Source organism: Burkholderia sp. F1, from assembly GCF_050813845.1.
Taxonomy (GTDB): domain Bacteria; phylum Pseudomonadota; class Gammaproteobacteria; order Burkholderiales; family Burkholderiaceae; genus Burkholderia; species Burkholderia ubonensis.
Window position 1 is genome coordinate 2810680 of record NZ_CP172422.1, and the last position, 24339, is coordinate 2835018.

At 67.0% G+C, this 24339-nt stretch carries 25 protein-coding genes; 5 read left to right on the top strand and 20 right to left on the bottom strand.

Annotated elements, in window-relative coordinates:
• Positions 1-47 precede the first annotated feature (47 nt).
• Entirely contained in the window at positions 48-1196 is a 1149-nt protein-coding gene (locus ACFIMZ_RS31075; protein WP_431823273.1) for a branched-chain amino acid ABC transporter substrate-binding protein, read from the bottom strand.
• Positions 1197-1529: 333 nt separating this feature from the next.
• Here ACFIMZ_RS31075 and ACFIMZ_RS31080 point away from each other — a divergent pair, with 333 nt between their 5' ends.
• Together ACFIMZ_RS31080 and ACFIMZ_RS31085 are read left to right on the top strand one after the other, a co-directional pair.
• A complete protein-coding gene (locus ACFIMZ_RS31080) occupies positions 1530-2306 on the top strand; it encodes a crotonase/enoyl-CoA hydratase family protein (protein WP_431823274.1) in 777 nt (258 codons plus the stop codon).
• A 138-nt stretch (positions 2307-2444) separates the two neighbouring features.
• Entirely contained in the window at positions 2445-3452 is a 1008-nt protein-coding gene (locus ACFIMZ_RS31085; RefSeq protein ID WP_431825409.1) for a Vgb family protein, read from the top strand.
• A 57-nt stretch (positions 3453-3509) separates the two neighbouring features.
• Here the strand turns inward: ACFIMZ_RS31085 and ACFIMZ_RS31090 are convergent, their stop codons facing one another.
• Complete coding sequence (locus ACFIMZ_RS31090) at positions 3510-3854, bottom strand: hypothetical protein (protein ID WP_431823275.1); 345 nt, start codon at positions 3852-3854, stop codon at positions 3510-3512.
• A 3-nt stretch (positions 3855-3857) separates the two neighbouring features.
• Complete coding sequence (locus ACFIMZ_RS31095; RefSeq protein WP_431823276.1) at positions 3858-4655, bottom strand: alpha/beta hydrolase; 798 nt, start codon at positions 4653-4655, stop codon at positions 3858-3860.
• 222 nt (positions 4656-4877) lie between these two features.
• On the opposite strand from ACFIMZ_RS31095, the gene ACFIMZ_RS31100 reads away from it, so the two are divergent.
• Positions 4878-5246, top strand: a complete 369-nt coding sequence (locus tag ACFIMZ_RS31100) for a DUF2784 domain-containing protein (RefSeq protein ID WP_431823277.1) — start codon at positions 4878-4880, stop codon at positions 5244-5246.
• A gap of 184 nt (positions 5247-5430) precedes the next feature.
• Here ACFIMZ_RS31100 and ACFIMZ_RS31105 read toward each other — a convergent pair whose 3' ends face one another.
• The 7 genes from ACFIMZ_RS31105 to ACFIMZ_RS31135 all read right to left on the bottom strand — a co-directional run bounded on the left by ACFIMZ_RS31105 (position 5431) and on the right by ACFIMZ_RS31135 (position 10585).
• On the bottom strand, positions 5431-6129 hold the full coding sequence (locus tag ACFIMZ_RS31105) for an OmpA/MotB family protein (RefSeq protein ID WP_431823278.1): 699 nt from the start codon (positions 6127-6129) through the stop codon (positions 5431-5433).
• A gap of 19 nt (positions 6130-6148) precedes the next feature.
• On the bottom strand, positions 6149-6913 hold the full coding sequence (locus tag ACFIMZ_RS31110; protein ID WP_431823279.1) for a flagellar motor protein: 765 nt from the start codon (positions 6911-6913) through the stop codon (positions 6149-6151).
• Between the two features lie 19 nt (positions 6914-6932).
• Positions 6933-8177, bottom strand: coding sequence for a cyclic nucleotide-binding domain-containing protein (locus ACFIMZ_RS31115; RefSeq protein ID WP_431823280.1), 1245 nt, complete (start codon positions 8175-8177; stop codon positions 6933-6935).
• Between the two features lie 277 nt (positions 8178-8454).
• On the bottom strand, positions 8455-8883 hold the full coding sequence (locus tag ACFIMZ_RS31120) for a lytic transglycosylase domain-containing protein (protein WP_431825410.1): 429 nt from the start codon (positions 8881-8883) through the stop codon (positions 8455-8457).
• A 47-nt stretch (positions 8884-8930) separates the two neighbouring features.
• A complete protein-coding gene (locus ACFIMZ_RS31125) occupies positions 8931-9314 on the bottom strand; it encodes a hypothetical protein (RefSeq protein WP_431823281.1) in 384 nt (127 codons plus the stop codon).
• Between the two features lie 14 nt (positions 9315-9328).
• Positions 9329-9718: a hypothetical protein gene (locus ACFIMZ_RS31130; protein WP_431823282.1), complete on the bottom strand. Its 390-nt coding sequence runs from the start codon at positions 9716-9718 to the stop codon at positions 9329-9331.
• A 204-nt stretch (positions 9719-9922) separates the two neighbouring features.
• Positions 9923-10585, bottom strand: a complete 663-nt coding sequence (locus ACFIMZ_RS31135; protein WP_431823283.1) for a glutathione S-transferase family protein — start codon at positions 10583-10585, stop codon at positions 9923-9925.
• A gap of 287 nt (positions 10586-10872) precedes the next feature.
• On the opposite strand from ACFIMZ_RS31135, the gene ACFIMZ_RS31140 reads away from it, so the two are divergent.
• Positions 10873-12222, top strand: coding sequence for a polyhydroxyalkanoate depolymerase (locus tag ACFIMZ_RS31140; RefSeq protein WP_431823284.1), 1350 nt, complete (start codon positions 10873-10875; stop codon positions 12220-12222).
• Between the two features lie 100 nt (positions 12223-12322).
• Here the strand turns inward: ACFIMZ_RS31140 and ACFIMZ_RS31145 are convergent, their stop codons facing one another.
• A complete protein-coding gene (locus ACFIMZ_RS31145; RefSeq protein ID WP_431823285.1) occupies positions 12323-12451 on the bottom strand; it encodes an HHHH-motif protein in 129 nt (42 codons plus the stop codon).
• A 322-nt stretch (positions 12452-12773) separates the two neighbouring features.
• On the opposite strand from ACFIMZ_RS31145, the gene ACFIMZ_RS31150 reads away from it, so the two are divergent.
• A complete protein-coding gene (locus ACFIMZ_RS31150) occupies positions 12774-13823 on the top strand; it encodes a hypothetical protein (protein WP_431823286.1) in 1050 nt (349 codons plus the stop codon).
• 57 nt (positions 13824-13880) lie between these two features.
• On the opposite strand, the gene ACFIMZ_RS31155 is transcribed toward ACFIMZ_RS31150, so the two are convergent.
• From ACFIMZ_RS31155 to kdpA, 9 genes are all read right to left on the bottom strand, one after another.
• The gene (locus tag ACFIMZ_RS31155; protein WP_431823287.1) at positions 13881-14648 is read right to left on the bottom strand and encodes an ABC transporter ATP-binding protein; all 768 of its coding nucleotides are present in this window, start codon (positions 14646-14648) and stop codon (positions 13881-13883) included.
• Positions 14649-14679: 31 nt separating this feature from the next.
• Positions 14680-15393 carry an ABC transporter permease gene (locus tag ACFIMZ_RS31160; RefSeq protein WP_431823288.1) on the bottom strand — a complete coding sequence of 238 codons (714 nt, stop codon included), beginning with the start codon at positions 15391-15393 and terminating at the stop codon, positions 14680-14682.
• Positions 15390-16079 (bottom strand): ABC transporter permease, encoded by a 690-nt coding sequence (locus ACFIMZ_RS31165; protein ID WP_084908019.1) that lies wholly within the window; start codon positions 16077-16079, stop codon positions 15390-15392. The genes ACFIMZ_RS31160 and ACFIMZ_RS31165 overlap by 4 nt, the downstream gene beginning before the upstream one ends.
• 57 nt (positions 16080-16136) lie before the next feature.
• Positions 16137-16910 carry an ABC transporter substrate-binding protein gene (locus ACFIMZ_RS31170; RefSeq protein WP_431823289.1) on the bottom strand — a complete coding sequence of 258 codons (774 nt, stop codon included), beginning with the start codon at positions 16908-16910 and terminating at the stop codon, positions 16137-16139.
• A gap of 337 nt (positions 16911-17247) precedes the next feature.
• Positions 17248-17982: a response regulator gene (locus ACFIMZ_RS31175; protein WP_431823290.1), complete on the bottom strand. Its 735-nt coding sequence runs from the start codon at positions 17980-17982 to the stop codon at positions 17248-17250.
• Positions 17979-19676, bottom strand: coding sequence for a DUF4118 domain-containing protein (locus ACFIMZ_RS31180; RefSeq protein ID WP_431823291.1), 1698 nt, complete (start codon positions 19674-19676; stop codon positions 17979-17981). The genes ACFIMZ_RS31175 and ACFIMZ_RS31180 overlap by 4 nt, the downstream gene beginning before the upstream one ends.
• Positions 19677-19758: 82 nt before the next feature.
• The gene (kdpB, locus tag ACFIMZ_RS31185; protein ID WP_431825411.1) at positions 19759-21783 is read right to left on the bottom strand and encodes a potassium-transporting ATPase subunit KdpB; all 2025 of its coding nucleotides are present in this window, start codon (positions 21781-21783) and stop codon (positions 19759-19761) included.
• Between the two features lie 82 nt (positions 21784-21865).
• A complete protein-coding gene (gene kdpC / locus ACFIMZ_RS31190; RefSeq protein ID WP_431823292.1) occupies positions 21866-22564 on the bottom strand; it encodes a potassium-transporting ATPase subunit KdpC in 699 nt (232 codons plus the stop codon).
• 10 nt (positions 22565-22574) lie between these two features.
• Complete coding sequence (kdpA, locus tag ACFIMZ_RS31195; protein WP_431823293.1) at positions 22575-24278, bottom strand: potassium-transporting ATPase subunit KdpA; 1704 nt, start codon at positions 24276-24278, stop codon at positions 22575-22577.
• Positions 24279-24339: the final 61 nt, after the last annotated feature.

A 24339-nucleotide genomic window follows, 5' to 3' on the forward strand; every position in this document is an offset into this window, starting at 1 on the left:
TCCGGTCATTATGCGCCGGGTCTGCACGCATCAAAACCGGGGAGACGTCACTCGGCGCCGATCGTCGTCACCGGCGCCCACCGTCCGCCCTTCACCTGATAGAGCGTCGACGTCGGGTGCTCGAGATCGCCGTTGGCGTCGAACGCGATTTTCCCCGTGATGCCTTCGTAGCGGATCGCACGCAGCGCCGGCAGGTAGTCAGCCGGCTTCGCCGAATTCGCCTGCTGCATCGCATGGACGACCACCCCTACGCAGTCGTATGCGAACGGGGCGTACGTGAGCATGTCCATGCCGAAGCGGTTCCTGAACTTGCGCGCGAACGCCTTGCCTTGCGGCAGCGTGTCGATCGGCCGCCCGTATTCCCACGCCATCGCGCCTTCGGCCGCCGGGCCTGCCACGTTGATGAAGATGCTGTCCGCGATGCCGCCGCTGCCGACGAACTGGACACGCATCCCGAGCTGCCGCATCCGCTTGGTGATGAGCGCCGCCTGGTTGTCCAGCCCGCCGAAGTACAGCAGGTCCGCGTTCGCCGCCTTGATGCTGGTGAGCTGCGCGTTGAACTCGACGGCCTTGTCGTTCGTGAATTCGGCCGCGACGATCTTCCCGCCGGCGGCCGCAACGGCCTTCTTGAACTCTTCGACAGCCCCCTGGCCGAACGCGGTCCGGTCGTCCATCACCGCAATGCGCTGCGCCTTCGTGACGGTTACCGCGTAGGTGCCGGCCACGCCGGAATTCTGCGCGTCGGTCGCAATGATGCGGAACACCGTCTTCAGGCCCTGGCGGGTGATGGCCGGATTGGTCGCCGCCGGGTCGATCAGCGGGATGCCGGCCTTCGCGAAGATCGGCGCGGACGGCAGCGCGACCCCGGAGTTGTAGTACCCGACGACCGCGGCGACGCCGTCGTCGACCAGCTTCTGCGCGACCTGGACGCCGATGCGCGGGTCGCCCTGGTCGTCGACCGAATCGAGCTCGAAACGAACGTCCTGCCCGCCAAGCTTGATGTGCTGCGCATTCGCTTCTTCGACAGCCAGCCGGACGCCGTTCTCGAGGTCCTTGCCGTTGGCGGCGCTGACCCCGGTGAGCGGGCTGGACACGCCGATCCTGACGATCTGCTGTCCATATGACGGGCCGCAGGCGAAAAACAGCGCAACGGCACTCAGGCCCAAAGCGAGCCAGCTTCGACGAAATCCGCGCATGGTTGCACTCCCGATGACCAAGCGAGGCGCCCACGAACCGGAAACGGCGTCCGGCGCCAACCTGCGCCGCTGTCGTCGACAACCGATTTCCGGACGCATCCGTGATGCCCCGATGCCGGGCGCATCACTACACTCCATCGAACGATTTCGTCTCGTGCGGCGCAGCCGGTGTTTACCCTCGGCAGCGACGCTGACGCAAGAGGCCCGATCGACACGCCATGTCGAGCATGGCGCCCGCCGTTACGTCACAATGAAGCGCACATGGATCTCGCTCGATGTCAGCAGGCACGCCGCCACTGTGATGCGCGCAAGCCTGCTTTCCTGGGGGAAACAATGGACGACGTTATTTACGCGACGGATGGCGCAGTCTGCACGATCACCCTCAACCGGCCGGAGCGGCGCAACGCCGTCGACGGCCCGACCGCCCGGCAACTCAGCGAAGCGTTTGAACGGTTCGAGGCCGACGACGCACTCGGGGTCGCGATCCTGACGGGCGCCGGCGGCAACTTCTGTGCCGGCGCCGACCTGAAGGCGGCCGGCGATCCCGCGTTGCGCAACCGGGTCGACGGCGCGGGAGACGGCCCCGGCCCGATGGGCCCGACCCGCATGGCCTTGTCGAAGCCGCTGATCGCGGCCGTATCCGGCTACGCGGTCGCGGGCGGGCTGGAGCTCGCGCTGCTGGCCGATATCCGCGTCGTCGACGAGGATGCCGTGTTCGGCGTGTTCTGCCGGCGCTGGGGCGTGCCGCTGATCGACGGCGGGACGGTCAGGTTGCCCCGCATCGTCGGCATGGGACATGCGATGGACATGATCCTGACCGGACGCCCCGTCGACGCATCGGAAGCCATGAGCATGGGGCTCGCCAACTATGTTGCGCCGAAGGGCGAAGGGCTTGCGCATGCGACGCGCCTCGCGCGGCAGATCGCTCAATTCCCGCGCCAGTGCCTGCTCGCGGACCGGCGCTCCGCGTACGATCAATGGGATCTGCCGCTGGCGGACGCGCTGCGTCGGGAGGGCGCCCGGGGCGCGCCGATCGTGTTTGCGGAGGGCGTGGCCGGCGCCGCGCGCTTCAGCGCGGGTGACGGGCGTCACGGAACATTTTCCGACTGAAACGCTTCGATCGTTTTCGCTCATTCATTCGGAAACCGTAACAAGTTCCGCGATGAAGCCGTCTACGCGCGTTGAAACGCATCGCAGCCCATGGAGGCGGACATGCTGGAAATCGCACAGGGAAGCCTCGCGGCTGCGATGAATCTCATTCCCGCATCGCGGCTCGCGTCGTGTTTCGTCGCCGCGTTGGCAAGCGCCGTGCTTGCCGTGGGTTCCTCGCACGCGCAGCCGACGTCGTTCGACTCGTTCGCCGTTCCCGCCGGCAGCGCACCGCACGACGTCGCCCCGGCGCCCGACGGCAGCGTCTGGTTCACCGCGCAGGCGCAAGGCTCGCTCGGACGGCTGGATCCGCGCGTCGGCAAGACCGACTGGGTGCCGCTCGGCGACGGCTCGGCGCCGCACGGCGTGATCGTCGGCCCCGATCGCGCCGCATGGATCACCGACGGCGGCCAGAACGCAATCGTGCGCGTCGATCCGAAGACCCTCGCCGTCACGCGCTTTCCGTTGCCGAAGGATCGGGCGGACGCCAATCTGAACACCGCGGTCTTCGACAAGCGCGGGCATCTGTGGTTTACCGGGCAGAGCGGCGTGTACGGCGAGCTCGACCCGGCGAGCGCCAACATGCGCGTCTTCGATGCGCCGCGCGGGCGCGGCCCCTACGGCATCTGCGTGACGCCCGACGGCAGCCTGTACTTCGCGTCGCTGGCCGGCAGCTATCTCGGCCGCATCGATCCCGCCAGCGGCGCCGCGCAGGTCATCGAGCCGCCGACGCCGAATCAGGGCGCACGCCGCGTCTGGTCGGACTCGAAGGGGCGCGTGTGGGTCAGCGAGTGGCATGCCGGCAAGGTCGGCCGGTTCGACCCGGCAACGCATCGCTGGCGCGAATGGCGGCTGCCCGGCCGCGATCCGCATGCGTACGCGATCTTCGTCGACGACCAGGACATCGTCTGGCTCAGCGAATGGAGCGCCAACGCGCTCGTGCGCTTCGACCCGCGCGCCGAACGGTTCGACGTCCTGACGCTGCCGCGCGCGCATGCGAACGTGCGGCAGATGATGGGGCGTCCGGGAGAGGTCTGGCTGTCGGAGTCGGGCACCGATCATCTGCTGCGGTATCGGTCACGTGCGGTCGATGCCGGTGGAGACTGAAGGCGCACTGCCATGCATTGAATGCCGCGCGATCATGCAGGCCGATCGCGACGACGCTCACCGCCCGGTCAGTTTCCGGAAAATACCCTGCAACAGGCGCTCATGCTGCTCCAGCGCATCGTCGAGCGTACTTGCAGCATAGCCCTGATTGTCCTGTGCGTCTTCCATGCCGGCGACGCGCGTCACGAACAGCAGTGCCTCTCCACTCGTCGCATCCGATACCCCGCGGAAGCGGGTCGTGATCGTCACCCCGGATTCGTCCAGCACGGTGCGCCGGAACACCAGCTCGTTCTCGGACATCCAGCGCGACCACGCGTCGTGGTCGAACACTTCGACCGGCGTGTCCTTCGCGTCGAGGATGTAGAGGCGTCGCCCTTTGGGCGGGCTGGATCGGGACGTCATCGTTCAATGCGACGGCGCGATCAGCAAGCCCATCGCGTCTCGCCACCACGTATCGTCGACCAGGCCGATCCAGTCGTTATGCTCGGCCGACTTCACGACGATCAGTTGCTTCGGATCGGCGAGCGCGTCGTAGAGCGCCTCGCCGAAACGCGCGGGAACGATGCTGTCGCGCTCCGCCACCACGACCACGACGGGACGGCCGAACGACGCCAGATGGGCGACGCTGTCATACCGGTCGTGCAGCAGCCACTTCACGGGCACCCACGGATAATGATGCGCCGCGACGTGCTCGAGCGTATCCCACGGCGTGATGAGCATCAGGCCGGCGATGCAGTCGCGTTCGCGCGCGCCCGCCGACGCAACGACGCCGGCCCCGAGCGACTCGCCGACGACCAGCAGCGGTGAACCGTAGCGGCGATGCGCGAGCACGATCGTCTGCCGCGCGTCGGCGACCAGCGTCTCTTCGCGTGGCGTGCCGTCGCGCGGCCCGTAGCCCGGATATTCGGCGAGGATCACGCGCCATCCCATTCGGGTAAGCGCGGCGGCGTAGTACGAACGGTGCCCGGCATGCCCGGCGTTGCCGTGAAAGACGACGACCGTGCCGCGCACGGCTGCCGCCGGCTCGGCCACCAGTCCGCGAAATGCCTCTGCCGACGGCCACGCGCGCAGTCCGTCGGATACGACGTCGTCGATGGCGGCTTTTTCCGGAAAATAGATCAGGCGATCCTGCATCAGCACGACTCCTGCGAAGACGATCAGACACACGACGGCGAGACGCAGCACGATTCCGGCGAGTTTCATCGCATTGAGCCCGATCCATCCGTCATCCGCCGGCGAATTCGCAATCCGCTCCACTCTTTTCCGCTACCCTGTGCGAAATTTCGGCATGGATGCTGTTGCGCCGCCGATCAAGCATACGCCGGCCGGCCGGATGGCGCGCTGCACGTGCGGCTGGCGTCGCACGACGCGCCGGAACATGAGCGCCATCATCGGCTTCCATCGCCCCTCCCCGCCAAGGACATCATGATCTGGCTGGCCAATGCGGTTCTGGTGTTGCACGCCATGCTCGTGCTGTTCATCGTCGGCGGGCTGGCCGCGATCTGGGTGGGCGCCGGATTCAGGCGCGCATGGGTGCGCAACCGCACGTTCCGGATCGCGCATCTCGCGGCCATCGGCATCGTCGCGGCGCTGGCGGCGCTCAACGTGCCCTGCCCGCTCACCGTCATGGAGGACTGGCTGCGCACCGGGCAGGCCGGCCAGCAGGGCTTCCTGCAGCACTGGGTGAGCGCCCTGATGTTTTACGACCTGCCGGGCTGGATGTTTGCGATTGCCTATGTCGCGTTTCTGGTGGTCGTCGTGGTGACGTGGCGGCGCATTCCGCCGCGGGTGTAATCCGGACTGTCACGGACTCCGGAAATGGAGACCCCGGGCCACGCCATGGCCCATCTTCTGCGCTCCTGCAGTGGCGAGCGTCATCATCCGGAGGACTCGCGTGACACCTCTCCGCGCAAAAGAATGAGTTATCGCCCGGCACAAGCCCCTTTTCCCAACACGCCGGAACGCCGAATGCGCGTTCTCAATACTGCACGAGAATCGTCACCCGCCGATTCATCGCCCGCGCCGCCGCGTCGTCCCCGGCCACCAGCGGCAGGTTGTCCGCGCGGCCGATCGCGGCGAGCCGATGCGGTTCGACGCCCCGCTCGACCAGATACCGCACGACGGCCCCCGCCCGCGCCGACGACAATTCCCAGTTGGATTCATACTTCGCGGTCGAGATCGGCACGCTGTCCGTATGGCCTTCGACGAGGATGTTGGTCGCCGGATGGGTCTTCAGCACGCCCGCGATCCGCGCCAGCACGCCTGACGCATCCGGCAGCAGCCGCGCGTCGCCGACGTTGAACAGGATCTTCGCGTTGATGCCGATTTCAACGCCGTGTGCGGCATTCACGACCGTCACCTGCCCCTGCTCCTTCAGCGAGTTCAGCAGCGCGGACCACGCCTGCGCGGCATCGCGCTGCGCGTCGCCCGCGGCATGGGCGTGCGCGAACGCATTCGTCTTCCCGGCCGCCTGCTGCGCCAGCGCCTGAAACCGCACGTCGAGCGCGTTGTACTTCGCGAGCTGCAGCACATACAGCGCGAGAAACAGCACCATCAGCGTGGTGACGAGATCCGCATAGGAGATCAGCCAGCGGCCGGACTGCGCGCCTTCGCCGCCGTCCCCGTCGTGATCGGCGGCGTCGGCCGCGAGGCGCTTGCCGCCGGATTGCGTGTACATAGGCTGGAATCCGTGTTCGTCACGCGAGCGATTCGGCGGCGCGGCCGCGAATATCGCCGGTCAGGCGCGTCTCGATCGTATGCGGCGACTCCTTGCGCGAGATCGCCAGCAGCCCGTCGAGATAGAGCTTGCGAAACCGCAGCTCGCTGTCCACCTGCGCACGCAGCTTGCCGTACAGCGGCAGGAACACGAGGTTCGCGAGCGCCAGCCCGTACAGCGTCGCGACGAACGCCACCGCGATCCCCGGCCCGAGTTGCGCGGGCTCGAGAATATGGCTCGTCACCTGGATCAACCCCATCACCGAGCCGAGGATGCCGAACGTCGGCGCATAGCCGCCCGCCTGCTGCCAGACGCGCGCCGCCGCCATGTGGCTGCGCTCGTAGGCATCGAGCTCGCGCTGCAACGCGTCTTCGAGTACCGCGGTCGACACCCCGTTCGCCAGCAGTTCGAGCCCGCGCCGCGCAAACGGATGGATCCCGCTGACGTCCATCGATTCGAACGCGAGCAGGCCGTTCAGCTTCGCGCGGTCGCCCCACTCCAGCAGATCCGCCAGGCTCTGCCGATCGACCTGCCGCGCCTGCACGAACGCAAGCCGCAACTGCCTCACCGCATCGAGGAAGCGCGCCCACGTGTTCTGGATCATCACCGCGCCGAGCGTGCCGCCGAGCACGATGACGAACGCCTCGAGCTGGAACAGCGTCGCGAAATGCCCGCCCTCGAGCGAAAAACCGAACACGATGGCCGCGCCACCGAACACCACGCCGAACAGCGTCAACAGATCCATGTCTCTCTCCGGCCCGCGCTCACGCCGCCTGATCGGGAAGGTTCGCCGCGACGGCGGCCGGCGCCTTGAGCGCGCGCACGGCATCCAGCAGGCGCTGTTCGATATCGCCGACTTCGACCGGATCGATCTTGATGTCGCGACGCATGACCCACGACACCTCGTTGCGGCGCGTCTCGGTCATCACCGAGAACAGCCGGTCGACCACCGCCTGATCGTCCGCACTCGCGAGCAGCTTCGCGAGGTCGTACGTATCGAATGCGCTGACGACCTCGAACAGCGTGCGCTGGTCGACCCACGCCAGATCCTCCAGCGCGTTGAGCTCGCCGCCGCGCCGGACGTTGCGCCGCGTAAAGTACGCGACGCCCTTCTGCTCGACGTAATTGAGCACCTTCGACTTGCGGAACGCGAACACTTCGTCCGCGATCTCGCCGTGAGAGAGCTTGTTGAGCAACAGCTTCTTCTCGACGCCGATCAGCGATTCGAGATCGGCGAGCTCGATCAGCTCGAGCTCGCTGCTGATCGACAGGTCGAGCTCGTGATCCGCGACCTGCTGCGCGCGGTCGGTTATGCGGGCGGCGTCGAACGTCACGACCTGGCGCGCGTCGGCGGACGCCGCGTAATCGGCGGCCCCGCCGCTCAGCTGCTCCGCCTGCGCGGCCTCGATCGTGACGAGATTGAGCTTCTCCATGCGCTTGAGCATCGCCATCACGTGCGGACGCGAATGCCCGGCGATCGCGCGGCATTTCCTGATCACGTCGACGAGCGGCACCGACGCCTGCTCGGCATACGCCTGCATCGGCCGGCGCGCCCACGCGTCGTCGCCGCCGCGGCGCTCCCCGCCCGCCATCAGCGAGAGCACGTGCGCATAGGACAGCACGCCGGGCATGAAATCCGCGTGCGTGTAGGTCGCGAGCTGGTCGTCCTTGCGCTTCACGCGGCGAATCATCGTGCGCACGATATGGCGAAGCAGCGCCGACACGCGCCCGACTTCCTCGTCCAGCACCTCCGCCGGCACGACGGTGAGCTGACAGAACGTGAGCGCCTTCGCGGTGTTGCCGCGCGGCTCGGCCGCGAGCAACGCGCTCTCGCCGAAGAACTCGCCCCTTCCGAGCGTCGCGACGACGACCTTCTTCTCGTCGCAACGGGTCGACAGCTCGACCTTGCCCTCCGCGATCAGATAGATGACCGCCTCTCCCCCGAAACCTTCCGAATAGATGACTTCGCCGGGCGCCGCTGTGCGTGTCCACGACTGTTGACGATTCACGATGTTCCCCTGCTGCGCTTACTGTGTTTTCGGCTGCGCGTCACGCTTCATGCGTGATCATGGCTGCCGTTCCCCGTGCTCCCGTTTACGACACGGGAAGCACGGTTCTTTAGCGTCTGCGCCGGAGCGCCGGGGGTGGCAATTGACATGAATCGTTTGCGCCGCGGAAACGGTGCGATTCATCCGGGAAAACGACAGGTCGCCGCGCGTCTCGCGAATCGGCCGCGCCCGCCCCGATCCTTACTCCCGGCCTTCAACGCGCGCGGTCGCGCGCCGCTCACTCGTGCAATCCCCAGGACACGAGCACCGCGTGGATGCTTCGCGCGTATTCGTCCCGCAAATGCGGCGTTTCCGAGTGATACGCGCCGATCGCCTGCCATGTGTTCCCGTAGCGGACCATCTTGCGCTTCAGCATCCACGCCGCGACGTAGATGTTCACGCACGCGTCCTTCAGCGCGCCCGGCGGCACGCCGTAGCGGCGCAGCTCGCCGAAGTGCACCGAGTTGATCTGGGTCTGGCCGACGTCGATGCTGCCATCCGCGTTGCGATGCACCGCGCCGGGGTTGCCCTTCGATTCGTACCACGCAATCGCGCGCAGGATCTGCGGGTTGACGCCCTGGTAGCCGGCTGCGCGCTCGAAGCAGGCGTCGCCGGGCGCGGCGTCGTCGGCGCGCGCCGGCGTGATGAAAAGCAGGCCCGGCAACATCGCGAGCGTGCCGAGCATGACGCGCCGGCCGACTCGATTCAGCCGCTTCATTGCGCCATCGCCAGCGCAGCCGCGCCGGCCCCCGTCGTGCGCCGCTCGCGCACGCTCTTCGCGATCGCGTCGTCGAGCTTCTTGTCCACGGCGGCGAGCGCCGCGCGCGACTCCTCGGTCACGACGAGATGCACCTGAAATTCCGGCGCTCGCTTCGCGGGCGGCGCGTGATGCAGTTTCTTCGCGTGACGCCCGCCCGCCGACGCAGGCGCCGGCACGTCGTCGTCGCCGCCCGCCCCCGGCGGCAGCGACGCGAACGGCGGCAATGGCGGAAACACCTGGTTGGACGCGGCGGGCGCAGGCGCCGCGCTGTCGGCGGGTTGCGCCGCGAACGCGGTCCCGCACACGAGCATGGCCGCACTGATCGACAGTCGTAGCATCGCGAGGTCTCCTGTCACTGCGTCGCACCGACCTGAACGCTGTACGGCCGGCAACTGCCGGCCGCCACGTTCTCGACGCGCACCGCCCCCGCGCGCTGCGTCGCGATGCCGCGCCGGATCGACTGGTTCAGATAGCCGAAATCCTGCGGCAGCGCGGCCACGCGTATCGTCATCGGTTGCGGCTGCTTCGACGCCAGCGCGCCGACTTTCGCGAGCACGGCGGTCAGTTGCGGATCGCGCGCGCCGAGCGCGTCGGCAGGTATGACGAAATCGACGAGCGGCGTCGACGAAGCGGGGGCGTCGTTGTGCGCATTCGCATCCTGACGTCCGGGTTGAAGTTGGGCGCAGCCGGCTAACGCAGTGGCGGCAGCAGCGGCAAAGACAAGAATGACGAGCGGCTTCACGTGTTTCTCATGCGGTCACTGGACCTGCGTTATCGGCAACGCGCCCGCGATGTTTACCCCTGTCGCGCGCGAGGCCCGCCGTGACGGGAGAACACGCCGCTCGTCGATTCTTCAGATTTAAGCGCGCTCTGGTCAGACGCCATTCGTCCGATGTTTGAACGTGGCGCGCGCGTTACCATTCGTGCGCCGCACGCGCTCCGGTACTCAAAACTCCATGTCCAGCTCGTCGATATCGTCCTGCTCCGCCTTCGCCGCGTCGATCCATTCCGCGACGAACGGCTGCGCGAGCACGCGCATGCAGTACTCGGCGATGTCGGGTTCGAGCTTCACGTCGTAGGTCAGGAAGCGCGTGACGACCGGCGCGTACATCGCGTCGGCCACGCCGATCTCGCCGCCGAACAGCCAGGGCCCGCGATACTGCGCGAGGCATTCGCGCCAGATGGTCACGATCCGTTCGATGTCGTGCTGCGCGCGCGACCAGATGCGGAATTCCGGAAAATGCGCGCGCAGGTTCATCGGCAGCGCGGAACGCAACGCGTTGAACCCCGAATGCATCTCGCCGCAGATCGAGCGGCAATGGGCGCGCGCATGCCGCTCCTGTGGCAGCAGCCGCGCGCCGGGGCAGATCTCGTTCAGGTATTCCGCGATCGCGAGCGTGTCCCACACCTTGATGCCTTCATGCGTCAGGCACGGCACCAGTATCGACGGCGACAGCAGCAGCAGTTCGGCGCGCGACGCGGCATCGATCGGCACCATCACCGTGTCGAACGGCAGGCCGCTCAGCTTCGCGAGCAGCCAGCCGCGCATCGACCACGACGAATAGTTCCGGCTGCTGATGGTCAGCGTCGTTTCTCCTGCGGATTTCATGTCGCGTCCCCTGTGAATGCCTGTCGTGCGCGTGCACCGAAAACGACCGGCGCCGCGCTTGCGCCGCACCATCGCCGTGCACTGGATTCGCCGGTCTGGCGCAGCGTCGTGCCGGCGCCGCCGCGTTGCATCGATGAAACGTTTTGCGTCGCGCCGCATGCGCCCTTCGGGCCGAGCGCCCGCCTGCACGCCGCTGTGCCCCGTCAGAGCGTGCAACGTGCGTGCCAGCCACCGACTGGCACACGCCTTGCCTCGTTCGACGGACAGCGGCACGAGGCGCGACGGTCATGAACTTGCTTGCCTACCCTTGCTATCAGTGGTTCGCCGAATGCACGCGGCCCGCGCGCGCCTGGGCCGCCTGCATGCGCGCATCGATGTCGATGTGGCCCCCGGCCGCGTCGACACCGTCCGGCCGGACGCTCGACGCGTGGTGCGAACTGTTCGAATGCTGCGCGTTCTCGCACCGGCGCCCGCCGTTCGGCATCGACGCGGTCGACGTCGACGGCGCAACGGTGCCGGTCGTCGAGCACGCGGCGGCCGGCACGCCGTTCGGCACGCTGCTGCACTTTCGCAAGACGCTGCCGGTCGCGCGGCAGCCGCGCGTGCTGATCGTCGCGCCGATGTCCGGGCATTTCGCGACGCTGCTGCGCGGCACGGTGCGCACGATGCTCGCCGATCACGACGTGTACATCACCGACTGGCACAACCCGCGCGACATCCCGCTGCGGGCCGGACGCTTCGGCTTCGACGAATACGTCCGGCACCTGATCGATTTCATCCGCCACATCGGCCCGGACGCGCACGTGCTGGCGATCTGCCAGCCGACCGTCGCCGCGCTCGCGGCCGTCGCGCTGATGGCGGCCGGCGGCGATCCGGCCCAGCCCGCGAGCCTGACGCTGATGGCGGGCCCGATCGATTGCCGCGTGAATCCGACGAAGGTCAACGAGCTTGCAACGAGCCGTCCGATCGACTGGTTCGCGCGTCATCTGATCAGCGTCGTGCCGTCGGGCTTTCCGGGCGCGCAGCGACGCGTGTATCCGGGGTTCGTGCAGGTCGGCGCGTTCATGTCGATGAATCCGGATCGCCACGCATCGTCGTTCTCCGATCTGTATTACGAACGCGCGAAGGGCGACCCCGCGAAGGCCGATGCGTTGCGGCACTTTTACGACGAGTACTTCGCGACGGCCGATCTGACTGCGGAGTTCTATCTGGAAACCGTCGAGAAGGTGTTCCAGCAATACGCGCTCGCGCGCGGCGAGCTGACGGTCGGCGGGCAGCTCGTCGAGCCGGCCGCGATCCACCGCACCGCGTTGCTGACGATCGAGGGGGAGAAGGACGACATCTGCGCGATCGGCCAGACGGTCGCCGCGCAGGAGCTGTGTTCGGGGCTGCCGCCGTACCTGAAGACGCATCACGTGCAGACGGGCGCCGGACACTACGGTGTGTTCAATGGCAACCGCTGGGAAACGCAGGTCTATCCGATCGTGCGCGCGACGATTCATGACAACGAGCCGTACGATCGTACGGCGGGCAAGACGGGCGCGGCCACGGGCACACGCTATGTGACGCTGCATGCGCTGCTCGCGGCGCGGATGACCGGGGGCTATCGGGCGACGGGAGAACTGTCGCCGAACTGAAGTCACGCGCCGGCGCGGCCAGCGCGCTTGCCGGAGCTTGTGCGAACGCACCGATCGACATGCACGCCGCCTCCCGGACGTGCGCCGGGCCTGCTATTGCTTACCGCGCCCAGCGACACACGCGATGGTGGTGATGGTCGAAATGACACACCCGGTGCGAATGCGCTTCGGCAATCGCCGGAGCAAGGACGGCACACGCAACGATCGTCGCAGTCGGAAGCATGCGCATTGCGCGTCAGTCCTTGATCGAATTAGCGCCTCGCATGATTTGGAAAGCGATGCGAGATCGTATGGCGCGCCATGTCGAGACGTCGCCTGGCAACGCAAGCGGTACTCCCGCTCGGAGACACCCGCCTTTCGCCAAACGCAATATGCCATTTGGAGAAGTGACGCTTCGATGCGCGAATGCGCATCATGGAAGTCACGTCTATCCAGGACGCAGTGCCCCTCCGCGGAAAAGCAAATCAATCCATTGGATGACGCTAACAAACAAAAGGCCGCACGAGGCGGCCTTTCCTTCCGTTGGCGTCTGGGCACTTGAGGTCTGTCGCGTGAACGAGAGCGCAACAAGCGTTGATTCCCAGCGCTTACCCGACAAGTTCAAGGTCATGAGTAACTTGAAGCAAGTTCACATCGTAAGCGCGGTTGAAGCCCTGTCGTCACCGCGCCTGAGCAACTACCGCCGGTTTTTCGGTGCCGCCTGCGACCGAGCGGTTTACGGCCTGTACTGCTGGAATGATGCGATTTCGGTAGAACTCGCTCGGATTCTTGCCCTCGCCGAAATCGCTCTGCGCAATCAATTGCACTTCGCTCTCAGCAGACGCTTCGGGGTTGGGACGGGGACATCTGCTGACTGGTACAACCATCCGGCGCTGGATCCGAAATCCAGGGAGGCCGTCAAGAAGGTCACGCATCACATGATCCGGGCATCGCAAACGTTACAGAGCGTGCCGCGAACACCAGTTCCGTCGCCTGACGACGTGATATCGAAGTTGACGTTCGGATTCTGGCCACATCTCCTCGATGTCAGGTCGACAATAAGCGGCGCAGCTTTGCAATGGTCCGGGATTCTGACTGAAGCGTTCCCGGGACATCGACATTCGTCGCTCAACTTCTGGGACAAGCAACGAAATCGCGATTCCCTCCATGCACGTATCGACTATTGCAAGGATCTGCGTAATCGAATCGCGCATCTCGAACCTGTCTGGAAATCCGGTCCGCTATTCGAGGAGCGGCGCGCTCGCCCCAATCGTCCGCCTCGTCGCGTGAAAGGTCCGCCGGCCACACCGACCGAGGCCATTGCCCGGCTTCAACTGAGCTACGATCGCGCGCTCGAGTTGCTGTCCTGGTTATCGCCCGGTTTGCGGGAGGTCTATTTGGCCGGAGGAAGCCCTCATCGATTTTCCATGCTCAATCGCCTGCAATCGCTCGACGCATATCAGCGACACGCCGGTCATCGTAGAGAAACGCCAATCAACCTCAACGCTCGCCGAACCTTGCGTCAACTCAAGAACGAACTGAGACGAATCGGACGGCAACACGGAATTGCCGAAGTCACGCGTGCGGGCAAAGCGATCGCCTGCTGGCATCCAATCAATTAGCTGTCGAGGCCGGCGCATCCACTCGCGTCGATATTTCGCCGCGAGCGGCCCGCCCCCCTACTTCAACCGACCCGACAGAAACTGCCCCAGCCGCTCGCTCTTCGGATTGACGAGGATCTCCTGCGGATGCCCTTCTTCCTCGATCTTCCCCTGATGCAGGAAGATCACGTGATTCGACACGTTCCGCGCAAACCCCATCTCGTGCGTGACGACGACCATCGTCCGCCCTTCCTCGGCGAGCGCCTGCATCACCTTCAGCACTTCGCCGACGAGTTCCGGATCGAGCGCCGACGTCGGCTCGTCAAACAGCATCACTTCCGGCTCCATCGCGAGCGCCCGCGCAATCGCCACGCGCTGCTGCTGCCCGCCCGACAGATGCGACGGATACATCCCCTCGACCCGCGCCGGCAGACCGACCTTCTCCAGATACTTGCGCGCCCGCGCGACGGCCTCGTCCTTGCCGAGCCCGAGCACGGCCATCGGCGCCTCGATCACGTTCTCCAGCACCGTCATGTGCGCCCACAGGTTGAAATGCTGGAACACCATCGACAGCTTCGTGCGCATCCGCTGCAGCTGCTTCTGGTCGGCGACGCGCAGCGAGCCGGCCTTGTCGCGCGCGGTCTGGATCGGCTCGCTGCCGATCGTGATCTGCCCCGAGCACGGCTGCTCGAGAAAATTGATGCAGCGGAGAAACGTGCTCTTGCCCGAGCCGCTCGACCCGATGATGCTGATCACGTCGCCGGCCTTCGCCTTCATCGAGACGCCCTTCAACACCTCGTTGTCGCCGAACTTCTTGTGCAGGTCCTCAACGATGAGCTTGTACATGCGTGTGTTTCCTTTCGAATGCTTGAATGCGTCAATGGCCGCGGGGCGACAGGTACGCGAGCCAGCGCGCCTCGAGCTTGCGGAATGCCCAGATGAGCGCGAAGACCACCACCGCGTACAGCGCCGCCGCGATGCCGTATGCGTGGAACGACATGTACGTCGCCGAGTTGACGTCGCGCGTGACCTTCAGGATGTCCGGCACGGTCGCGGTGAACGCGAGCGTCGTCGCATGCAGCATCAGGATCACTTCGTTGCTGTAGCTCGGCAGCGAGCGGCGCAGCGCGGACGGCAGGATGACGCGTGCATAGAGCTTGAAGCGCGACATCCCGTATGCGAGGCCGGCCTCGATCTCGCCCGCCGACGTCGCCTTGATCGCGCCCGCGAAGATCTCCGTCGCATACGCGCATTCGTTCAGCACGAACGCGAGCAGCGTGCAGTTCATCGCATTGCGAAAGAACGTGTCGAGCAGCACGTGGTCATGCACGACCTGCAGGCTGTAGATGCCCGTGTAGCACATCAGCAGCTGCACGTAGAGCGGCGTGCCGCGGAACACGTACGTGTAGAGCCACACCGGCCCCGACACCCAGCGGTTGCTCGACGCGCGCGCAATCGCGAGCGGCACCGCAAGCAGGAAGCCGAGCACGATCGACACGACGAGCAGCCACAGCGTGATCGCGAGCCCGCTGAAGCGGTAGCCGTCGGTATACAGATAGTTTTGCCAGTACTGGCTGATGAGTGCGATCACAGTGCGAGCCTCCGGACGCCGGCCGAATAACGCTTCTCGAGATGGTGCAGCACGACGTTCGACACCGTCGTGATCGCGAGGTAGATCGCGCCCGCCGCGAGCGTGAAGAAAAAGAAGTTCAGCGTGCTCTTGCCCGCATCCTGCGACGCCTTCACGACGTCGGCGAGCCCGATGATCGACACCAGCGCGGTCGCCTTCACGAGCACCTGCCAGTTGTTGCCGATGCCCGGCAGCGCGAAGCGCATCATCTGCGGGAACAGGATGCGGCGAAACACGCGCCAACCGCTCATCCCGTACGCGAAGCCCGCTTCGAGCTGGCCGCGCGGCACCGCGAGGAACGCGCCGCGAAACGTCTCGGTGAAGTACGCGCCGTAGATGAAGCCGAGGGTCACGACGCCGGCCGCGAACGGGTCGATGTCGATCTGGTCCCAGCCGAGCAGGTCGGTCACGTTGTTCAGCAGGATCTGTATCCCGTAGAACAGCAGCAGCATCAGCACGAGGTCGGGCACCGCGCGGATCAGCGTCGTGTAGAAGGTGCCGACCGCCGCGCACGCGCGGTTCGTCGACAGTTTCGCGGCCGCGCCGGCGAGCCCCAGCACGAGCGACGCGGCGAGCGACAGCACGGCGAGCTTCACGGTCTCGACCGTGCCGGCCCACAGTAGCGGGCCAAATCCTTGGAAAATCATGTGAGCGTATCCGGAAAGGCGCGCGGCGCGGCTCTCGCGAGCCGCGCCGCAAGGCGATCAGCCGCCGTAGACGTCGAATGCGAAGTACTTCTTCTCGAGCTTCCTGTAGGTGCCGTCCTTCAGCATGTCGGCGATCGCGTGGTCGATCTTCACCTTCAGGTCGGCGTCTTCCTTGCGCAGGCCGATGCCCGCGCCGTTGCCGAGCGTCTTCGGATCGTCGATGTCGCCGCCGGCGAACTGGAAGCCCGCGCCGCGCGGCGTCTTCAGGAAGCCGATGTCGGCCTGCACCGCATCCTGCAGCGCGGCGTCGAGGCGGCCGGAGATCAGGTCCTGGTACACGCCGTCCTGGTTCTGGTACGGCACGACCTGCACGCCCTTCGGCGCCCAGTAGGTCTTCGCGTAGGTTTCCTGGATCGTGCCCTGCTCGACGCCGACCGACTTGCCCTTCAGCGCTTCGGCGCTCGGCTGCACCGGCGAGCCCTTCTTCGCGACGAGACGGGTCGGCGTGTTGAACAGCTTGTCGGAGAACGCGATCTGCTCGGCGCGCGCCGGCGTCATCGACATCGACGACAGCACGCCGTCGAACTTCTTCGCCTTCAGCGCGGGAATCATCCCGTCGAAATCATTCTCGATCCACACGCACTTCGCCTTCAGGCGCGCGCAGATCTCGTTGCCGAGATCGACGTCGAAGCCGACTACCTTGCCGTCGACGCCTTTCGATTCGAAAGGCGGGTAGCTGGCGTCGACGCCGAAACGGATCGTCGACCAATCTTTGGCGTGGGCACCGACCGCGATGCATGCAAGGGCAACACTGAGCGCGAGCTTCTTCATGGTGTTCCTGTGAATGGCGAACTGGACGACGGGCTCGCAGCCGGGCGGGCGACGCCCGCTCTTCCGGCGCGGCGCTGCCGCCGCGAACCCGCCCCAACCGGCGTACCTCGAATGGCCGCCCAAGTTGTACATACAACTTTGCCGTTTACCACCTTCCATCAGCAATCCGTGTTTATCTCTAATTGTCGGCGGATTGTTTTTCGCGAGCAGAATTTCCTTGTATTTCAATTAACTACGCATTACGGATGGCTTAAGATCGGCGCTCCGGAACGGCGTCGCCCGGCAGGCTACGGCAATGCACTTGTCTATACCTCGTCGAGCGGCCATGCGCGACGGCTCAGGCCCCGGTTTCCGCGCGCGGCGCGGCGCCAACGGCCTCCAGACCGACCAGCCGGTAGCCGAACTGCAATTCGGTGAGCAGATAACGAGGCGTCGCCGGCGTCTCCTCGAGCTTCTGCCGCAGGTTCGTCATGTAGACCCGCACGTAGTGCGCGCGGTCCGCGTCGTGAACGCCCCAGACTTCCGCGAGCAGCTGCCGCGCGGCGATCACGCCGCCGCGTCCGCGAATCAGCGCGGCGAGCAGCCGGAACTCGAGCCGGGTCAGGTGCACCGGCTCGCCGTCGCGGACGACTTCGTGCTTGCCGAGGTCGACGACCACGCCGCCGAATCGCACGATCGACGACGCTTGCCCGTCGGTCGACACGACCGCCGCGCGGCGCAGCTGCGCGCGGGCGCGCGCCAGCAGCTCGGGCACGCCGAACGGCTTCGCGAGGTAATCGTCCGCGCCCGCATCGAGCGCGGCGACCTTTTCCACTTCCTGCTGCCGCGCGGACAGCACGATCACCGGCACCGTCGACCAGCCGCGCAGCTCGCGGATGAACGCCTTGCCGTCGTCGTCGGGCAACCCGAGGTCGACGATCACGAGGTCGGGCTTGCTGCTCGCCGCATACATGCGCGCCTCCCTGGCCGTCGACGCCTCGCAGGCATCCATGCCCTCCTGTTCCAGCGCCATCCTGACGAAGCGGCGGATGTCGGCTTCGTCCTCGACGATAAGCACGCGTGATCTGATCATGTTCGACTCTCGTGTTCGATATCGGGCGGCACGCCCAACGGCAAGCGAATCTCGAACCGCGCGCCGTGCGGTTCGAGCGGCACCGCGCGGATCGACCCGCCGTGCGCATTGACGATGCTCCGGCACAACGCGAGCCCGAGGCCCACGCCGGCGATCGACGATGCCTTGCGGCCGCGCTCGAACGGCTCGAACAGCCGCTCGGCCTCGCGGGCGGCGAAACCGGGGCCGTCGTCCTCGACGCACACGACCATCGCCTCGCCGGACACGTGCGCGCGCACCGCCACCGACGCGTCGGCGCCCGCGTACTTCGCGGCGTTGTCGAGCAGGTTCATCAGCACGCGCTCGACCAGCAGCGCATCGACGTCGATCAGCGGCAAGTCGGCCGGCAGGTCCGCCTTCACGCCGCGGCCGCCCAGCATGCAGGCCGAATGCGCGAGCGCGCTGCCGACGATCTCGTCGAGCATGTGCCACTCGCGGTTCAGCCGCACGCCTTCGCTCTGCATGCGCGCGAGATCGAGCAGGTTCACGACGAGACCATGCAACGCCTCGGCCTGATCGCGGATGGCCCGCGCGAGCCCGGCCGGCTGCCCCGGCGCGAGCCGCTCCGGCTGCTCGAGCGTCTCGGCCAGCCCGCGGATCGCGGTCAGCGGCGTCTTCAGGTCGTGCGACACGGCGGCCAGCAGCGCGTTGCGCAGCCGCTCGCCTTCCATCCTGACCATCGTGTGCTGCGCGACGCCGACATAATGCACGCGCTCCAGCGCCATCGCGATCGACGAGCACAGCGCATCGAGCAGGCGCCGGTCGTTCGGGTCCGTTGGAATCGGCTGCGCGTCGGCGAGCAGCGCGAGCACGCCGCGCACCCGCATCGGCGCCTTCAGCGGCAAGTAGAGCGCCACCGCGCCGTCGAGCGTCGGCGTGCCGCGTCCGGCGGCCTGCGCATGGTCGTAAGTCCAGCGGGCCGCCGACGGATCGACGAACCACGCGTCGCGCGCGATCTGCAGCCGGTCGTCCGCGTCGGGCAGCACGAGCGCGACGTGCACGCCGAGCAGCGGCGCGATGGTGCCGGTGCACACCGACACGATCTGCTCGGTCTCCATCGCCGCGGAAAGGTCGCGCGCCACGCGCGCGAGCGTCGCCGAGCGCTTCTCGTTCGCCCGCGCGGCGCGCGCCTCCGCGCGCAGGCGCGCCGCGAGCTGGCCGATCGCCAGCGCCACCGCGAGCATCAGCGCGAACGTGAACACGTATTGCGTATCGGACACCGCGAACGACCATCTCGGCTCGACGAAGAAGAAGTCGAAGCAGCCGACGCACAGGAACGCCGCCCACGCGCCCGCCACGCGGCCCAGCCGCAGCGAGACGAACACGACCGTCATCAGGAACAGCATCACGACGTTCGACAGGTCGAACACGCGCAGCAGCACGCTCGCCACGACGGTCGCCAATCCGCAGATGACGGTGGCCCACGCGAGCGGCGCGTAATAAGGCGACGCCCGATCGTGCAGGCGCGTTCGCACGTGCGCGCGCGTGCCGCTGTCGGGCCGGGCCGGCCCGCCGCCCGGGTCGGCCCAGGCGAGCCGGGCCGCGCCGCCGGTGCAGGCGTCGAAGATGGCCCGCCATCGGCCGGAGCCCGCTCGCGCCGGCTCCCGGGCGGCGATCTCACGCAGGTGGTTCGTGTGTCGTTGCGTTTCGTTCACGTTCAGTCCCTGCAAGTCAAATGCCGTCCGGCCCCGCGCGCGCCGGAGCAGGCGCGCGGGGCCGGACGGCGCGTCGCGTCGGTCAGACGAACGGCGTCAGCAGCATGTCGATGAGCTTGATGCCGATGAAGGGTGCGACGATGCCCCCCACGCCATAGATCATCAGGTTGCGCCACAGCAGCTTCTCCGCCGGCTCGGCGCGGTACTTCACGCCCTTCAGCGCGAGCGGGATCAGCGCGACGATGATCAGCGCGTTGAAGATCACCGCCGACAGGATCGCCGACGTCGGGCTGTGCAGCCGCATCACGTTCAGCGCGCCGAGCGCCGGATACGTGGCGACGAACGCCGCCGGAATGATCGCGAAGTACTTCGCGAGATCGTTGGCCACGCTGAACGTCGTCAGCGCGCCGCGCGTCATGATCATCTGCTTGCCGACCTCGACGACCTGCATCAGCTTCGTCGGGCTGCTGTCCAGGTCGACCATGTTGGCCGCTTCCTTGGCCGCCTGCGTGCCGCTGTGCATCGCCACCGCCACGTCGGCCTGGGCCAGCGCCGGCGCGTCGTTGGTGCCGTCGCCCGTCATCGCGACCAGATGGCCCTTCGCCTGATGCTCGCGAATGAGGCGCAGCTTGTCTTCCGGCGTCGCTTCCGCGAGATAGTCGTCGACGCCCGCCTCCGCCGCGATCGCCGCCGCCGTCAGCCGGTTGTCGCCGGTGATCATCACGGTCTTCACGCCGACCTTGCGCAGCTCGGCGAAGCGCGCCTTGATGCCGTGCTTGACGATGTCCTTCAGCTCGATCGTGCCCAGCACCCGGCTGCCGTCGGCGACCACGAGCGGCGTGCCGCCGCGGCGCGCGATGTCGCTGACCGACGCTTCGACCTCGCCCGGAAACACGCCGCCGAGCGCGTCGACGTGCGCGCGGATCGCGGACGCCGCGCCCTTGCGCACCTGGCGATCGCCGATGTCGAGCCCGCTCATCCGGGTGCGCGCGCTGAACGGCACCGCGATACTGCCGTCGACCCCGCGCACATGCAAGCCGAACCGCTGCTTCGCGAGCGCGACGATCGAGCGCCCTTCCGGCGTCTCGTCCGCGAGCGACGACAACTGCGCGGCTTCCGCGAGCGTGCGCTCGTCCACGCCGGACGCCGGGCGGAACTGCACCGCCTCGCGGTTGCCGAGCGTGATCGTGCCGGTCTTGTCGAGCAGCAGCACGTCGACGTCGCCCGCCGCCTCGATCGCGCGGCCCGACGTGGCGAGCACGTTCGCGCGCATCATGCGGCTCATCCCCGCGATGCCGATCGCCGACAGCAGCGCGCCGATCGTCGTCGGAATCAGGCAGACCAGCAGCGCGATCAGCACGGTCAGGCTCACGGCCGAACCGGACGCATTGAGCAGCACGCTGAAGTGCGAGAACGGCAGCAGCGTCACGCACACGAGCAGGAAGATGATCGTCAGCGCGACCAGCAGGATCGACAGCGCGATCTCGTTCGGCGTCTTGCCGCGCTTCGCGCCCTCGACCATCGCGATCATGCGGTCGAGGAACGCCTCGCCCGGATTCGCTGTGATCTTCACGATGATCCAGTCGGACAGCACGCGGGTGCCGCCCGTCACCGACGAGAAATCGCCGCCCGACTCGCGGATCACCGGCGCCGATTCGCCGGTGATCGCCGATTCGTCGACCGACGCGACGCCGTCGATCACTTCGCCGTCGGCGGGAATCGTATCGCCGGCCTCGACGAGCACGATGCTGCCCGCGGCCAGTTCGTCGCTCGGCACGCGATGGGTCGTGCTGCCGTAGCGCTTCGGCTCGTCGAGCACCTTCGCATAGACGCGCTTGCGCGCCGCGCGCAGCGCCTCGGCCTGCGCCTTGCCGCGCCCTTCGGCCAGCGCCTCGGCGGCGTTCGCGAACAGCACCGTGAACCACAGCCAGCACGCGACGCCGAAAATGAAGCCGGCCGGCGCGTCGCCGGAACCCGTCAGCGCCTGCAGCCACAGCACCGTCGTGACGATGCTGCCCAGGTAGACGACAAACATCACGGGGTTCTTCAACTGCACCTGCGGCGCGAGCTTCCTGAACGCCTCGCGCAGCACCACGGTCCAGCGCATCGGCGGCACGCCGCCGATCGGGGCGGCCGCCTGGTTGATCGAGGTTTCGATATGGGACATGAATGGACTCCTTTGCCTTCCCTTAGCGCGCGCCGGCCGCTTTGCCGAGCGCGCGGTCGAGCGCCATGTTCAGCTCGAGCACGCGGATGCGCGGCTCGCCGAGCACCGCGAGCTGGCGCGGCGCGGCGACCCGGTCGACGAGCGCCGTCACCTGCTCGGGCGCGACGCCGCGTGCTTTTGCGACACGCGCCGCCTGCAGCCGCGCATTCGCGATCGAGATTTCCGGATCGAGCCCGGATGCGGACGCCGTCACCGCATCGACCGGCACCGGCGCGTCGTGCGCGAGCCCGTTCTCCTGCCGGTACGCACGCACGCGCGCCGCGATGTCGGCGAGCAGCTTCTTGCTGGCGACGCCCTGGTTGCTCGCGCCGCTGCCGGCCGCGTTGTACGGCTGGTCGACGGTCTTCGCCGGATCGGCGGGATCCGTGCCGACCGTGGCGCTCGGGCGCGGATGGAAGTACGCCGGGCGCGTGAACGGCTGCCCGATCACCGCCGATCCGACGGTGACGCCGTCGCGCACGACCAGGCTGCCGCGCGCCTGCGACGGAAACAGCACGTTCGCGACGCCGGTCGTGACCAGCGGATACGCGAGGCCCGTGACGAGCATGAACAGCACCGACGATGCGATCACCGGCCTGACGAGCCCGCCGGCGGCGGACATGAACGACGATCCGGCTGCCGGCGCGGCGGCCGGCGCCGCGTGGCGATTGCTTTGAGACATGATGATTTCCTCAGAACAGTTGGCCGCTCGTCATCAGCAGATGCTCGACGATCGGGCCCAGCGCGAGCGCCGGCAGGAACGTGAGGCCGCCGACGACGAGGATCACGAAGATCAGCAGGCCGGCGAACAGGCCCGTCGACGTGGACAGCGTGCCGGCGCTTTCCGGAATGCTCTTCTTGGCGGCAAGGCAGCCGGCGACGGCCAGCATCGGCAGCAGCGTGAGATAGCGGCCGATCAGCATCGCGAAGCCGATCGTCGTGTTGAAGAACGGCGTGTTCGCGTTCAGGCCGGCGAACGCGGAGCCGTTGTTGGCGGTGCCCGACGTGTACGCGTACAGCACTTCGCTGAAGCCGTGCGGCCCGAGGTTGGCGAGACTGTCCATCGTCGAGTGCATCATCGCGGCGATCGCGGTGAAGCCGAGGATGCTGAACGGATGCGCGAGCACCGCGAGCATCACGAGCTTCATTTCCCGGGCCTCGATCTTCTTGCCGAGAAATTCCGGCGTGCGCCCGATCATCATGCCGACCAGGAATACCGTCAGGATCGCGAACGTGAACAGGTTGATCAGCCCCACGCCGTCGCCGCCGAACACGTTGTTCAGCATCATCTGCGCGATCGGCACGAGCCCGCCGAGCGGCGTCAGCGAGTCGTGCATCGCATCGACCGAACCCGTCGTCGCGGCCGTCGTGACGGTCGCGAACAGGCTCGTCTGCGCGATGCCGAAGCGCATCTCCTTGCCTTCCATGTTGCCGCCCGGCTGTTCGGCGCTCATGACCTGATCGACGCCCAGCCCGGTCAGCAGCGGGTTGCCGTGCTGCTCGGCCTGGTAGATCGCCGCCAGGAAGCCGACGAACATCACGACGAACGCGCCGAGGATCACCCAGCCCTGGCGGCGCCGGCCGATCATGCTGCCGAGCGCATAGGTCAGCGCCGACGGAATCAGCAGCATGCTCAGCATGTGCAGCGTGTTGGTGAGCGGCGTCGGATTCTCGAACGGATGCGCGGCGTTCATGCTGAAGAAGCCGCCGCCGTTGGTGCCGATGTGCTTGATCGACTCGAGGCTCGCGACCGGGCCCGTCACGATCTGCTGGCGCGCCCCTTCGAGCGTGGTCGCCCACGCGTCCGACGCCAGCGTCTGCGGCATGCCCTGCCACACGTACACCAGCGCCATCACGAAGCAGAGCGGCAGCAGCACGCGATAGGTCACGCGCGTGAAGTCCACCCAGTAGTTGCCGATGTCCGCCGCGTTCTTGCGGCTCAGGCCGCGGATGAAGCCGCCCGCGGCGGCGACGCCGGTCGCCGCGCTGACCGTCATCAGGAACGTGATGACCGCCATCTGCGAGAAGTTCGACAGGCTGCTTTCGCCGGCGTAGGCCTGCCAGTTGGTGTTCGTGATGAACGACGCGGCCGTGTTGAACGCGAGATCGGGGCTCTGCGACGCACGCTGCAGCGAATCGAACGGCAGCATGTCCTGCACGCGCAGCAGCAGATACCCGAGCAGCATCATGCCCGCGTTGCTGAGCAGCAGCACCATCCCGTAACGCTTCCACGACATCGTCTCGGCCGGGTCGACGCCCAGCAGCGCGTAAGTGCGCTGCTCGACCCACGCATGGCGCGGGCTGGTGAACGCGTGCGCCAGCCATTTCCCGGCGACGGGCACCAGCGCCAGCATGATCGCCAGCACGATCACAAATTGAATGAGGTTATTGAACATGTCGACGCTCGCTCAAATCCTGTCCAGGCCGTTGATGAAACCGGCCGTCAACACGAAGAAC

Coding starts and splice junctions, on each gene's coding strand:
- ACFIMZ_RS31075 (WP_431823273.1), bottom strand. CDS start 1,196: ATGCGCGGATTTCGTCGAAGCTGGCTCGCTTTGGGCCTGAGTGCCGTT.
- ACFIMZ_RS31080 (WP_431823274.1), top strand. CDS start 1,530: ATGGACGACGTTATTTACGCGACGGATGGCGCAGTCTGCACGATCACC.
- ACFIMZ_RS31085 (WP_431825409.1), top strand. CDS start 2,445: ATGAATCTCATTCCCGCATCGCGGCTCGCGTCGTGTTTCGTCGCCGCG.
- ACFIMZ_RS31090 (WP_431823275.1), bottom strand. CDS start 3,854: ATGACGTCCCGATCCAGCCCGCCCAAAGGGCGACGCCTCTACATCCTC.
- ACFIMZ_RS31095 (WP_431823276.1), bottom strand. CDS start 4,655: ATGAAACTCGCCGGAATCGTGCTGCGTCTCGCCGTCGTGTGTCTGATC.
- ACFIMZ_RS31100 (WP_431823277.1), top strand. CDS start 4,878: ATGATCTGGCTGGCCAATGCGGTTCTGGTGTTGCACGCCATGCTCGTG.
- ACFIMZ_RS31105 (WP_431823278.1), bottom strand. CDS start 6,129: ATGTACACGCAATCCGGCGGCAAGCGCCTCGCGGCCGACGCCGCCGAT.
- ACFIMZ_RS31110 (WP_431823279.1), bottom strand. CDS start 6,913: ATGGATCTGTTGACGCTGTTCGGCGTGGTGTTCGGTGGCGCGGCCATC.
- ACFIMZ_RS31120 (WP_431825410.1), bottom strand. CDS start 8,883: ATGTTGCCGGGCCTGCTTTTCATCACGCCGGCGCGCGCCGACGACGCC.
- ACFIMZ_RS31125 (WP_431823281.1), bottom strand. CDS start 9,314: ATGCTACGACTGTCGATCAGTGCGGCCATGCTCGTGTGCGGGACCGCG.
- ACFIMZ_RS31135 (WP_431823283.1), bottom strand. CDS start 10,585: ATGAAATCCGCAGGAGAAACGACGCTGACCATCAGCAGCCGGAACTAT.
- ACFIMZ_RS31140 (WP_431823284.1), top strand. CDS start 10,873: ATGAACTTGCTTGCCTACCCTTGCTATCAGTGGTTCGCCGAATGCACG.
- ACFIMZ_RS31145 (WP_431823285.1), bottom strand. CDS start 12,451: ATGCGCATGCTTCCGACTGCGACGATCGTTGCGTGTGCCGTCCTTGCT.
- ACFIMZ_RS31155 (WP_431823287.1), bottom strand. CDS start 14,648: ATGTACAAGCTCATCGTTGAGGACCTGCACAAGAAGTTCGGCGACAAC.
- ACFIMZ_RS31165 (WP_084908019.1), bottom strand. CDS start 16,079: ATGATTTTCCAAGGATTTGGCCCGCTACTGTGGGCCGGCACGGTCGAG.
- ACFIMZ_RS31170 (WP_431823289.1), bottom strand. CDS start 16,910: ATGAAGAAGCTCGCGCTCAGTGTTGCCCTTGCATGCATCGCGGTCGGT.
- ACFIMZ_RS31175 (WP_431823290.1), bottom strand. CDS start 17,982: ATGATCAGATCACGCGTGCTTATCGTCGAGGACGAAGCCGACATCCGC.
- kdpB (WP_431825411.1), bottom strand. CDS start 21,783: ATGCGCTGGACCGTGGTGCTGCGCGAGGCGTTCAGGAAGCTCGCGCCG.
- kdpC (WP_431823292.1), bottom strand. CDS start 22,564: ATGTCTCAAAGCAATCGCCACGCGGCGCCGGCCGCCGCGCCGGCAGCC.
- kdpA (WP_431823293.1), bottom strand. CDS start 24,278: ATGTTCAATAACCTCATTCAATTTGTGATCGTGCTGGCGATCATGCTG.